Source organism: Acetatifactor sp. (assembly GCF_982438285.1).
In genome coordinates this window covers 1-13,306 of record NZ_CEWDFQ010000047.1, presented here as the reverse complement: position 1 = coordinate 13,306, position 13,306 = coordinate 1, and the positions used below count along the sequence as shown (strand labels likewise).

Genomic DNA, 13,306 nt, shown 5'->3' with positions numbered 1-13,306 from the left:
AATCTATAATGTGGATAAGGATATTGAGGAGAAGATTGGCAAGCTGTATGTGCTCCAGGGAAATAAACCCATTGAGGTGAAGGAGCTGCATGCGGGGGACCTGGGAGCTCTGGCAAAGCTGACGGCGGCCAGGACGGGCGACAGCCTCTCCACAAAGGCAGTGCCCATTAAATATGGCAAGTTTGAAATCTCCACGCCGTATACATATATGCGCTATCAGCCGAAAAACAAGGGGGATGTGGATAAGATTTCCCAGGCCCTCCAGAAGATGACCCATGAGGATCTGACGCTTAAGGCGGTGAATGATTCGGAAAACCGGCAGATGCTCTTGTATGGAATGGGAGACCAGCACCTTGAGATTGTTGTCAGCAAGCTTCTAAACGAATATAAGGTGGAGGTGGAGCTGACAAAGCCAAAGATCGCCTACAGGGAGACCATAAAAAAGCAGTCGGATGTGGAGTATAAATATAAAAAACAGTCCGGCGGCCATGGTCAGTATGGTCATGTAAAGATGCGCTTTTCTCCTTCGGGTGACTTGACCACGCCCTTTGTCTTTGAACAAGAGGTAGTGGGCGGAGCGGTGCCCAAGAACTTTTTCCCGGCGGTGGAAAAGGGACTGCAGGAATCTGTGATCAAAGGCCCTATGGCGGCATACCCTGTTGTGGGTGTAAAGGCGGTGCTTTACGACGGTTCCTATCATCCTGTGGATTCCTCGGAAATGGCCTTTAAAATGGCTACCATTCAGGCCTTCAAAAAAGGATTTATGGAGGCGCAGCCTGTGCTTTTGGAGCCTATTGCGTCCTTGAAGGTAACAGTGCCGGATTCCTATACCGGAGATATCATGGGAGATTTGAACAAGCGGAGAGGCCGTGTGCTGGGAATGAATCCTGTTGCAGGCGGAAAGCAGACCATCGAAGCGGATATTCCTATGAGCGGACTGTTCGGATATTGTACGGACCTTCGTTCCATGACCGGGGGCCGTGGAGAATACTCCTATGAGTTTTCCCGTTATGAGCAGGCTCCTTCCGATGTACAGGAGAGAGAGGTTGCGGCCAGAGCGGCTAAGGTGGCGGAAAACAGCGGAGAAGATTAACAGCTTCTTGACAGTAATGAAAAAACAGGATACAATGAACGATAGTTTTTAATAGAAGAAATTTTTGTATTTTGTCATGGATCATAAAGTGTATAAGCTCTTTCGTCTCTTGACAGCGGAAGGGCTTATACTTATTTTCAGGAGGAACCAATATGGCAGTACCGTACAATCACAGAGAAGTGGAAACAAAATGGCAGAAAATCTGGGATGATGAAAAGGCCTTCAAAACTTCGGAGGATTATTCCAAGCCGAAGTATTATGCGCTGGTGGAGTTTCCCTATCCCTCGGGGCAGGGACTTCATGTAGGCCACCCGAGACCCTACACGGCCCTTGACATTGTGGCGCGAAAGAGAAGGATGCAGGGGTATAACGTGCTGTATCCCATGGGCTGGGACGCTTTTGGCCTGCCTACGGAAAACTATGCCATAAAAAATCATATTCACCCAAAGATTGTCACCAAAAATAATGTGGAGCGCTTTAAAGGCCAGCTGCATTCTCTGGGCTATTCCTTTGACTGGGACAGAGAGATCAATACCACGGACCCGGCTTATTATAAGTGGACCCAGTGGATTTTTCTGAAGCTGTTTAAAGCCGGTCTTGCCTATAAGACGGAAATGCCCATTAACTGGTGTACTTCCTGCAAGGTGGGACTTGCAAATGAGGAAGTGGTAAACGGCGTGTGTGAGCGCTGCGGCTCTGAGGTTGTCAGGAAGGTAAAGAGCCAGTGGATGTTAAAGATTACAGAGTATGCGGAAAAGCTTATTGAAGGTCTGGATACTGTGGACTATATCGAAAGAGTAAAGGTTTCCCAGAAAAACTGGATCGGCAAATCCCAGGGGGCGGAGGTTGACTTTGCGCTTACGGGCAGAGAAGATAAGCTGCGCGTTTACACCACAAGGCCGGATACGCTTTTCGGGGCCACTTATATGGTGCTTTCTCCGGAGCATCCTTTGATTGACAAGTACCGGGACGAGATCGAAAACTGGGAGGAGGTGGCCGCTTACAGGGAAATGGCGGCCAGAAAGTCGGATTTTGAGCGGACGGAGCTTTCCAAGGAAAAGACCGGTGTGCAGATCAAGGGACTAAGCGCCACCAATCCTGTGAATCAAAAGGAGATTCCTGTGTGGATATCCGATTATGTGCTGATGACCTACGGTACCGGCGCGATTATGGCTGTGCCCGCTCATGACGAGAGAGACTGGGAATTTGCAAAAAAATTTAATCTGCCTATCGTAGAAGTGGTAAGCGGCAGCTCTGTCAGCGTACAGGAGGCGGTTTATTCAGATGTGGCCTCGGGGATTCTGGTAAATTCCGGCTTTTTGGATGGACTTTCCGTGGCGGAGGCCAAGGAAAAAATGATTTCCTTCCTGGAGGAAAAGAAAATCGGCAGGAGAAAGACCAATTACAAGCTGCGCGACTGGGTATTTTCCAGACAGCGTTACTGGGGGGAGCCTATTCCCATTGTGTACTGCGAGAAATGCGGCTATGTGCCTTTGGATGAAAGCGAGCTTCCTTTAGAGCTTCCCGAGGTGGAAAGCTATATGCCTACCGACAACGGGGAATCTCCTTTGGCGGCTATGACGGACTGGGTCAATACCACCTGTCCCTGCTGTAAGGGGCCGGCAAAACGGGAAACGGATACCATGCCTCAGTGGGCAGGCTCCTCCTGGTATTACCTGCGCTATACGGACCCTCACAATACCCAGGCCCTTGCCAGCAAGGAGGCCCTTGACTATTGGCTTCCCGTTGACTGGTATAACGGGGGAATGGAACATACCACACTGCATTTGCTCTATTCCAGATTCTGGCACAGATTTCTTTATGATCAAAAGGTGGTTCCCTGTCCAGAGCCTTACCAGAAGCGGACCAGCCACGGCATGATCCTTGGTTCAAACGGGGAGAAGATGTCCAAGTCCAGAGGCAATGTGGTAAACCCGGATGACATTGTGAGGGATTATGGAGCGGATACGCTGCGCACCTATGAAATGTTTATCGGGGCCTTTGATTTAAGCGCCATCTGGTCAGAGGACGGCGTAAAGGGCTGCCGCAGATTCCTGGAAAGAGTGTGGAAGCTGCAGGATCTTTTGACAGAAGGTGACGGCTATAGTCCTGAGCTTGAGACAAAAATGCACCAGACCATCAAAAAGGTAAGCAGTGATTTTGAAAGCTTAAAATACAATACCGCTATTGCGGCCATGATGTCGTTGATCAATGACATGTATAAGAGGAATGCGGTGACAAGAGGAGAGTATAAAACGCTTTTGACGCTGTTAAATCCGGTGGCGCCCCACATCACGGAGGAGCTGTGGCAGACGGCAGGATATGAGGGAAGAATCTATCAGACTGTCTGGCCGGCATATGACGAGGCTAAAACGGTGGAGAGCACCATAGAGGTGGGGGTACAGGTGAACGGCAAAATGAGGACCACCATAACCATTCCCAGAGAGGAAGCAAAGGAAGCAGTGATCGAAAAAGCAAAGGAGGCTTTAGGCGACAGGCTTACAGGCACTGTGGTGAAGGAAATTTATGTTCCGGGAAGAATTGTGAATATTGTAGTAAAATAGCAGTAAGGGAGGGCGATTATGCCCCTCCCTTGCTTTTTTCCAATATTTTGTTGATCTGCTTCAGCTCTTCTGGGGAGCTGTGTTTTTTGATGGCTGCAATGGCCGCAGTCATTTCCTGCTGTGTGAAAGTCAGCTTTTCCTGCTTTGCCTTTTTCATCATGGGCAGGAGCATTGCCATCATTTCCTTTTGACTTTTTCCGTGCCCCTCTGCGAACATTCTGCCCAGAAAATCCAGCTTGCTCTGAGGGATGTCCTTTACAAGTTCGTCCTGCATCCAGGCGGGCTTTGTCTTTTCATCCATTCATTTTCCTCCTCGGATTATTTATTTTGAAACATTCCCGACAATCCGGAAAGAATGTCGGCGGCATCTCCCTGAAAGGGATTTTCTCCCTCTGGGAAGAGCTCTTTCATCATCTGCATCGTTTCCATCATTTCCTGTGCATTGGAAAGATTTTGAAGCATGCTTTTCATGCTCTGCAGCTGTTCCTTTTCTCTTGGGGCACAGTAGGGAAGCATTTCGTCGCAGAGCCTGGCGGCGTCAAAGCCCTCCTCTTTTGGCAGTCCTTTTAAGGATGCTCCGGGATATCTTCGAAAAAAAGAAAGGGTATACTGCAGCTCCATCCATTTTATATAAACCGCAATGCTTTTTTGCGCGGCGGGATCCAGATAGGTCAGCAGAACCTTAAGCATTTGGATATGATTTGTGGTAAACAGTGTGTCAAATGCAATGACCTTATCCTGTCCCCTTTCGTCCATAGCTGCCTCCTTAATGGTATTTTTATATCCTATGAGGCCTCATTGAAAAATAGGCCCCCGAGGGAGCCTATTTTTGGAAAAATGGCAGCCGTATAAGCTTTGTGCCGCAGAAAAATCAGCAGCAGGAAGATCCACAGCCGCAGCTGTTGCCGCAGCCGTTTCCATTGCCGCAGAAGCAGGACAGAAGCAGGATCCAGATCAGCCATTCACAGCAGTCATTGTTTCCGCCGCCGAGGATGCCGTTGCCGCAGCCGTTTCCACAGCCGTTGCCGCCGCAGCAGAACAACAGAAGAATAATCCAGATACAGTTTCCGAAACCGTTATTTCCGCAGCCGCAGGAGTTGCTTGCGCAGCCACAATTTGTAGCAGTTAAATCACTCATTTTTTTCCTCCAGGTTTTATTTATGGTTTATTCTATGCGCTATGGCATGTCAATGTTTCTGTGGTTTTTAAGTGTTTTAGAAAAATAGAAGGCTGCTGTGCGCAGATTAGGGTCTTGCATTAATTTCAACATATAGTAAAATATAGATGGGGAGAAGAAAGACAGGGAGTAAGAACATATAGGGACAGATTATGACACAAAAAACATATATTGTGGAAGGCAGGCAGTTCCGCACGGAGGCAGATTACCGGCGGGCTGTCCACGACAGAGAGCTGATAGAGCGTCTGCGCGCAGAAGCGGCCGGATATGACAAAAAGAAGCTGGAACGGCTTTATTCTGACATAAAGAATGGGAAATATAAATTTTTAACGCTCCTGGGACAGGATTTTACGGATGAGGTGGAGGAGCTTCTCCGGAAGAAGACTGCCAAAGGAGGTGGACAAAGAAAAAGTGCCGGTTCTGAAAAAGAAGGGGGGAGAAGAAAGGAGAGCGGGAAAAAAGCGAAAGCCAAAAAGACGATTAAAAAGAGCGACCAGAAGCTTGATGAATTTGTCAAGGAAGAGCTGAAGAAGAGAGAAAAGCGCAGAAGGCTTATGATTATGGGCTGTCTTGCTGTGGCTGCAGGCTGTATTGGTTATTTTTGTCTGTATTCCTATTATGATTACAGAACAAGAGCCGCCTACAGTGAGCTGAGTGCGCTGAAGGAGAAGCCGGTGCTTGCATCCTCTAATGAATCTCCTGTAATTCACTATACGCTGGACGGGGAAACACAAGCCCGGGAAGTGCTGGACGAATATAAAAATTTATTAAATAAGAATAAAAAGCTAATCGGATGGATAAAAATTGACGATACAAATATAGATTACCCTGTAATGCAGACCTCGGACAATGAATATTATCTGGATCACAATCTCAACCAGGAATATGATAAAAACGGTTCTATTTTTATGGACAAGGACTGCGATGTGCTAAAACCAAGCACGAATCTGATTATATATGGACATCATATGAAAAACGGACAGATGTTTGGAGATCTTGACCTGTACAGCAGTGAGGAATATTTTAAAGAACATCGGTACATTCAGTTTGATACCATTTATGAAAAAGGGATCTGGGAGATCATGTATGTTTTCAGATCCAGGGTATACAGCGAAGAAGAGATTGTATTTAAGTATTATCAGTTTATAGACGCGCTGAGCGAACAGGAATTCAATTCCAATATGCAGGAGATGGCCGCGATGTCGCTGTACGATACCGGCGTCACTGCTCAATATGGCGACAGGCTGTTAACCCTTTCCACCTGTGATTATCAAGAGACGGATGGAAGGTTTGTAGTCGTAGCCAAAAAAGTCAGTGAGGAAGGTTAGCAAAGGAGTAGACAAAAGTGATGAAGGTGAAAAAGAAGACCAGGAGATTAAAAAAGGCGGTCAGGAAGACATTGGGGACGCTGTTTCTGATCTCGGCGCTGATTGTAGCCGCCATACCGGTAGAAAATCTGCAGGCGTATGACGAGAACGGTGATCCGGTTCTGCCGGCGATTGTGACAGATGACGGCAGCAATATTCCTACGGTTGGATCAGGTGATAAGATATATACCACAGGGGACGGGCGGTTCCAGTTTGCTTATGTGAATGCTCCGGGCAGTACGATTGAAAAGGTTGCCGTAATTGTGGGCTATTCACAGGTGGGAAGTCTGCAGGGGAATACGCTTACCATACCTGATACGGTGGACGTGTATGATAAATTTACGGACACCAATGGTACCTACAGAGGCTATGCCGCAGTAAATGGTGACGGTAACTTTTTGTATTATAACAAGCCAGATATTCAATATGGACAGGACGGAGAAGAAGTAAGCCGGACGGACCACTTCTATGTGTGCTATTACGATACCTACAATGACTGGGGCAGCATTGCGTCCTCCAGCCTTTACATTAAGACCATTCCTGGAGGCCTTGACACGGATTCTTCCGCCTTCAGTCAGACGATCGATCCCAGCCAGTGGAGGCTGTCCCAGATCACGGTGGCCTATATCGGCAATCAGAGGGTTGTGCAGTCGGCTGTAAGCGGCAATAATCAGGACTGGACAGTGGAGAATGTGAACAGCACTGCCAAGAATGGTGTTTTTTCCGGAAACGGAAGCATTATTCATCTGGTTGTGGGAGAAAACCTTCAGGGAATCGGAAATTATGCCTTCTATAACTGTACGGCAATGCAGTCCATCACATTGGGGAACGGCCTGACCACTATCGGCAACGGGGCGTTTGAAAACTGCGTCAATATCAAAACGATTAATCTGCAGCCTAACTCCAATATGCAGACCATTGGAGACCATGCGTTTTATAATTGTACCGGTCTGACCTCCTTTAATATGCCCATTAATGTGCTGAGAGTGGGGGACTACGCTTTTGCAGGCTGTACAGCTCTTGAAACCATAGACCTGGATGGCTATGAGGGAGAGCTTCAGAATGTGGTGCTCCAGCAGATTGGGAGAGGCGTATTCAGAAACTGCCGTTCTCTGACGGGCGTAGCTTTTCATGAGAACTGGTCTGCTGACCTGCCGGCGTCTATTTTTGAGGGCTGCACCAGCCTGGAATACATTACCTTCCCCAGCAGCAGCGCCAATTTGACCTTTTCTCCGGATAGCGGAGGAACAGACAGCCACAATCTGACCTTTACCATGGAGGATTTTAAGAATACCGTTCCGGAATCCTTTTATTTTGAGAGCATAGCGGAAGGAGATACCCATAATCTCTGCCGTACCAATGGTTTCGCTTTTAAGTATTATGGACAGGATATTTATGAGATTATTCTCACTGATGGAGCGGGTGGGGAGGCCTTGTTCCAGGTAAATTCCTCCAACCAGCTGATCCAATGCGTGATCGACGGCATGAAGGATATTCCTATTCCGGGTACTATCGGACCTTACCAGATTACGGAGATTTATTCTTCCAGCTTCCAGAATAATGCGGATTTGGAGTCAATTACCATTCCTTCGTCCATTACGGTAATCGGGGCGGACGCTTTTAAGGGCTGTTATAATCTGGAAGATGTGATTTTTGAGGAGCCCATTAATATCACCACAATCGGCAGCAATGCCTTTCAGACCCAGGACGTTCTGCCGGGATTGGAAGGAGCCCTGAGCCAGACGCCGAGACTGACCTTTACGGGAACCATTTCGCCAAACAGCGTGCCCTTTCAGTATGCCATGGATCCCGGCTCCAACATTAATAAGGGAACCCAGCCGGTAACCTACATAGAATATTACAGCGGCTGGCCCACCAATCTGGTGGTACAGTATAATCCTTTAACTGACAGCAATGAATTGATAGATTATCCCACCATGAGTGATTTGAATTCTTACACGGTGGATTCCTTCCCCTATGCCACGGCGGAGCTGGCCCAGACTGCCAAAAACGCTGTGAACAAATACATCCGGGACAATGGCGGCACTGGTTATACTTTGGGTGCAGGCATAGAAAGCGAGGCCATTACCCAGGATGAGCAGGCGATTTTGAATGCGGTGCTGAACCTGTCAATTCCAAACGGTGTGGAGTCTGTGAAGGACGAATTGTTCAAAGACAAGGAGGCGGAGGACTTTACGTGGGCCAAGGAGCAGCATTGGCAGAGCCTGGACTGGAATAATATGACAGCGGATCAGATGCCTTTGCAGAAATCCATTACCACGGAGGGACTGGCACAGATACCTGCCCAGATGTTTGAGGGATGTGTCAACTTAACCAGTGTCAGCATTCTCGGAGACACTGCAAGAATTGGGGATTACGCATTTGACGGGTGCACTTATCTAAGCTCAGTGACGATTTCTCCCACGGTGAGCGAGATGGGGCTTAGGCCTTTTAGAGGCTGCTCCCAGCTGATTGATGTGGATTTTCAGGGAAGCCCTAACTTTACCTGTGAAAGGTCTATTATCTACGGGCTTACGGACGGGGCTAAAACCAGTATTGTGCAATGTCTGGAATCCAGAGGCAACGGCAGGGTAAACGGCAGCTATAACGGAAAGGTGGATGCCGTAGAGCTTGCAGGAGTCACCTCTGTGGCCGACGAAGCATTTATGGATGCTGCCAATGTGACCAGCATAGATTTCAATGACAGCAGGATTACAAGGGTTCCTCCTTACGCATTTGCGGAAACAAGCAGCCTGTATTCGGTAACGCTTCCTGCTACAGTGCAGAGCATTGCGGAGCATGCCTTTTTAAACAGCGGCGTACAGGCGGTTTATATTCCTGGGTCGGTGAGCTACATCGACAATACGGCCTTTGGGGATGACAGAGGAGAGAATATTTCATCCAATCTGACGCTCTACTGTCCAGATGACAGCGTAGCAGCTATTTTTGCCGATGAAAAAGGAATTGACCACCAGCCTTATAGCGGGCAGGAGGTATTTACCGTAATCTTCTGGATGACCAATTATGCCACCGGAAGAGGAGAGGTCATCCGTCAGGAAGATGTGGTTGCAGGAGACGATGTAGCGCTGCCTACTACGGATCAGTATCCACAGCTGATTCAGGAGGGCTACCGCTTTATCGGATGGAGTGAGGATGGGCGTAATATTCAGGCGCCTACGGATATCTGGGCTCAGTATGAGGTGATAGATCCCAATGCGGAGAAGCTGACGGTTGAGTTTTACGATATCAATAATCAGCTGATTGAGAGTGTTTTGGTAGACGCAGGAAGCGATGCAACTTCTCTTGCCCCCAGCGCGGCGGAGATGGCAGTGTCAGGATACTCATTTACCGGATGGCGTCCCGCCATAAACAATATTACGGAGGATACCAAAACCTATGCCCAGTACACTCCTTTGGGTGAGACAGAATATGTTGTAAATTTCTATGATTGGAATGGAACGCTGCTTTACACGCAGACAGTGGCGGCGGGCGGCAGCGCGATTACGCCCCAGAATCCGGTGCGGGAAGGCTACACCTTCACGGGATGGATGCCGGGTATAACGAATATTCAGAAGGATACAGACGTATATGCCCAGTATGAGAGAAATGACGGTTCCAGCGGAAACGGCGGCAATAACAATAATAATGGAAATGGCAGCGGAAGCAATAACAACGGAAATGCAGTGTACTATACCCTGACCGTGCGCAACGGCAGCGGCTCCGGAAGCTATGTGGCAGGTTCACAGCCGATTATCATTGCCAACGATCCGGCATCCGGACAGGAATTCAGCAACTGGACTGTGGATCCTTCAGATGTGACCATAGCCAGCACAGCTGTAAGCGCTACTGTAATTACCATGCCTGAAAAAAATGTGACTGTAACGGCAAATTACAGAAAAGCAGGCTCGGGCACAACTACTACGGGAAGCGGCAATTCAGCGGGCTCCAGTTCCTCTAACAGACCGAATAACACCACGGGAACCGTATCCAATGGAGGCACTACCGTTGTCATTGATAAGAACGGACTGTCCAACACAGGCGTAGTGTCTGCCACAGTAAACGGCTCCTCCGATGATTTTGTGATTAGGATTACGGAGAGTGCGGAGGCCACGGAAGCAGCCGTAAGAGCCCTGATGGCGGAATATGGCGATCTGACAAACATTAAGTATTTCCCTATGGATATCAGTCTGTATGATTCCACAGGAACACAAAAGATCACAGATACCACGGGCTTGTCCATCACCATAACGCTGCCCTTGCCGGATTCCCTGATAACTTATGCAGGAAATAACATGATAGCAGGGGTGGTAAATGACAGATTAGATAAGCTGACGCCAAGATTTACCACGATATCCGGTGTGTCCTGTATCACATTTACGGCAGAGCATTTTTCACCCTATGTGATTTATGTGGATACGGAGGATCTGACTGCGGGAACCGTGGCGGACAATACGCCCCAGACCGGAGACGGCATTCATCCCAAGTGGTTTTTGTCCGTGGGTCTTGCATGTTTGTCCTTTGTATTGTTTATGAAGAGGGACAAAAAGGTGCTGAGAAAAGCAAGAGCTTAGCGTGAAGAGCGGTAAACGGAAAGAAGTGGGAAGATGTATGAGAAAAATGGAGCTTCATAAGAGTAAGAAAAAAATGAGCGGGATTCTGCTTATCATTACTGCGCTCATCATTATGCAGCTTCCTGTAACGGAGGCAGATGCGGCAACATCTGCCTCCGATTTTAGGATAGAGGGAAGTACACTGGTAAAGTACCGGGGAACAGAGACCAATGTGTCTGTGCCGGACACTGTGGAGGTTATTGGGGAAAGCGCCTTTGAGGGAGATACCAATATTGAATTGGTGGTGCTTCCCAATTCTGTAAGGAGGATTGAACCTTATGCCTTTTGGGGCTGTGATAATCTGGACACGGTGGTTCTGGGAAGAGGTCTTACGGAGGTCGGGGATTACGCTTTTGCGGAATGCAGGGGACTGGAACAGATGACCATTCCCTCTAATGTGAGAAGCATAGGAATTCAGGCCTTTGCAGATTGCGTAAATCTTACCGATATCACGATTCCCGATCAGGTGACGAATATCCATGAGACGGCCTTTGACGGCTGTTATCAGCTGACCATACATTGTGATGCAGGGAGTGTGGCGGATCAGTTTGCCCAGGAGTTTTACGCAAGGCAGAGTGAAATGCCGGAATATGAGGATGTGCCTGATTACCAGTATGAGGACGATGCTTCCGGGGATGGCACCGGAGAATCCGCCGGCGGAGCAGCAGATACGTCCGGGGAATCGGGTACACAGGACGCTCAGACAGTGCAGACTCCCTCTCAGGATGGTTCGGGTACGGAAACACTTCTGGGGAGCACTAAAATTGTAGGAAATCAGGCGGTTTTGTTTATAGACAACACAAGCCCTACCGTCTTTGACGGAAGTCAAGGAGAAAACGGACAGGAAGCGCAGAATGGCACAGAGACAGGAAATCAAGGAGAAACGGCGGATACTGGCGATACGGCAGATACTGCAGAAATGGATGGAGCCGGGGAACGGCTGGCCAAGTACACAATTGTAGACCAAAGAATCGTGGCGGATCAGGCGTATTACAGAAATGAGACTTTGGAGAACCTGACGCTGCCCGAGGGCATAGAGGAGATTGGACAGTTTGCCTTTGCCAGAAGCAGCGTAACACAGGCGGTTCTTCCGGCGGGAGTGGAGAGAATCTGCTATGGGGCCTTTTACCACTGTGACCAGCTTTCTTCGGTAGAACTGCCGGAAACCGTTATGCTGGTGGAACCTAAGGCCTTTGATCATACGGCCTGGGTGGAAAATTTTTTGGAAAACGGCCAAGAGGACTTCCTGATCAGCGGCGGTGTGCTGGTTGCCTACAGGGGGAGTGCCTCCCAGGTGGAAATTCCACAGGGCGTCAGAATCATCGCGGGAGAAGCTTTTAAAGATCATACTGAGATTACCGGAGTAACTCTTCCGGACACGCTTTTCTCTATCGGGGAGGGGGCCTTCGAGGGATGCAGCGGACTTTCTGAGATTGTGTTTGGAGCGCAGGATATCTTGGCGGAGATTAAGGACAGAGCTTTTTCAGGCTGTGCTCTTGAGAGCGTTTCTCTTCCGGCCTCTGTGGAGAGACTGGGAACCAAGGCCTTTGATGAGGAGGTGGCTGTGAGCAGTAAAGGAGCTCAAATGCCGGAAACTACTTACGAGACTTCTGCCCAGAGACTGTCAAATGAGGCCTATCGGAACTATTCGGAGGAAACGGGAGAGCCGGGCGTTACGGTGACCGGATATGAAGGAGCCTCAGCTTCCCTGGCGGGAGCGGCACGGGCTTATACCCTGTCTGTAAATTCACAGGGGGACAGAGCTGTTTTGGAAGCCGCTTTCCAGAGGAGTCTTGGGACAGCGCTTCCGGAAAATGCGCTGGTTTTGGAGCTTATACTGAGCGATAACAGCGGAATCCCTCTGACAAAGCTTGGAACAAGGCAGCTTACGGTGATGCTGCCGGTTCCTGATTCCCTGAAGGGTGAGCAGGCCCAGGTGTATACCATAGACCGAAATGGCCAGCTGGAGCAGGTTTCCTCCCAGCGAATCCTTACCGGGGATGTGGAGTGCATCCGGTTTTCTGTGAATCAGGTTTCTTCCCTTGGAATCTGCGGTACGGGGGAAGCCCTTGACGACAGTGAGATCTTAGAGGAGACTGTTCAAAGCGCCAGCATGAGCGGACCGGGAGCAGGCAGTGACAGCGCCTTGGCGCTGGCTCGTTTTCTGGTGGGAGGGGCGCTTTTGATCACAGGAGCCATACTTTTATTTGTCAGAAGGAAAAGAGAAGAAACGTAACGAAACCATTGCTCCGGCATAAGATAGGATAAAGTATATGCCGGAGCAATCATTATTATGCAGCGTGTAAGAGAACAAATTGGGGCGCAGCCGCTGGAGGAGCTGCCGGAGAGGCCGGTGACGGTAGCGGTGCTGGATACGGGAATCGCAAGGCATCCGGATCTTTTTGGGAAATTGTTATGTTTTCGGGATTTTGTAGGGCACAAAAATGTAATGTATGACGATAACGGGCATGGTACTCATGTGTGTGGAATTATCT

General features: G+C 48.9%; 9 protein-coding genes. 6 read left to right on the top strand and 3 right to left on the bottom strand.

Annotated features, from left to right (window positions below; translation table 11 throughout):
* Both AC1WIP_RS04000 and leuS read left to right on the top strand, forming a co-directional pair.
* Positions 1–1,093 (top strand): translation factor GTPase family protein (locus tag AC1WIP_RS04000; RefSeq protein ID WP_481140601.1); only part of this gene is annotated, 1,093 nt, incomplete at its 5' end.
* 152 nt (positions 1,094–1,245) lie between these two features.
* Positions 1,246–3,657 carry a leucine--tRNA ligase gene (gene leuS, locus AC1WIP_RS03995; protein ID WP_481140600.1) on the top strand — a complete coding sequence of 804 codons (2,412 nt, stop codon included), beginning with the start codon at positions 1,246–1,248 and terminating at the stop codon, positions 3,655–3,657.
* A gap of 16 nt (positions 3,658–3,673) precedes the next feature.
* Here the strand turns inward: leuS and AC1WIP_RS03990 are convergent, their stop codons facing one another.
* The 3 genes from AC1WIP_RS03990 to AC1WIP_RS03980 all read right to left on the bottom strand — a co-directional run bounded on the left by AC1WIP_RS03990 (position 3,674) and on the right by AC1WIP_RS03980 (position 4,795).
* On the bottom strand, positions 3,674–3,958 hold the full coding sequence (locus AC1WIP_RS03990; RefSeq protein WP_481140599.1) for a hypothetical protein: 285 nt from the start codon (positions 3,956–3,958) through the stop codon (positions 3,674–3,676).
* 17 nt (positions 3,959–3,975) lie between these two features.
* Positions 3,976–4,413: a hypothetical protein gene (locus tag AC1WIP_RS03985; RefSeq protein WP_481140598.1), complete on the bottom strand. Its 438-nt coding sequence runs from the start codon at positions 4,411–4,413 to the stop codon at positions 3,976–3,978.
* 115 nt (positions 4,414–4,528) lie between these two features.
* Positions 4,529–4,795 (bottom strand): chorion class high-cysteine HCB protein 13, encoded by a 267-nt coding sequence (locus AC1WIP_RS03980; protein ID WP_481140597.1) that lies wholly within the window; start codon positions 4,793–4,795, stop codon positions 4,529–4,531.
* 191 nt (positions 4,796–4,986) lie between these two features.
* Here AC1WIP_RS03980 and srtB point away from each other — a divergent pair, with 191 nt between their 5' ends.
* From srtB to AC1WIP_RS03960, 4 genes are all read left to right on the top strand, one after another.
* Positions 4,987–6,162, top strand: a complete 1,176-nt coding sequence (gene srtB, locus AC1WIP_RS03975; protein WP_481140596.1) for a class B sortase — start codon at positions 4,987–4,989, stop codon at positions 6,160–6,162.
* Positions 6,163–6,182: 20 nt separating this feature from the next.
* Positions 6,183–10,772: a leucine-rich repeat protein gene (locus tag AC1WIP_RS03970; protein WP_481140595.1), complete on the top strand. Its 4,590-nt coding sequence runs from the start codon at positions 6,183–6,185 to the stop codon at positions 10,770–10,772.
* Between the two features lie 37 nt (positions 10,773–10,809).
* Positions 10,810–13,047, top strand: coding sequence for a leucine-rich repeat domain-containing protein (locus AC1WIP_RS03965; protein ID WP_481140594.1), 2,238 nt, complete (start codon positions 10,810–10,812; stop codon positions 13,045–13,047).
* Positions 13,048–13,104: 57 nt separating this feature from the next.
* On the top strand, positions 13,105–13,306 hold a 202-nt coding region (locus AC1WIP_RS03960), incomplete at its 3' end, for a S8 family serine peptidase (RefSeq protein WP_481140593.1).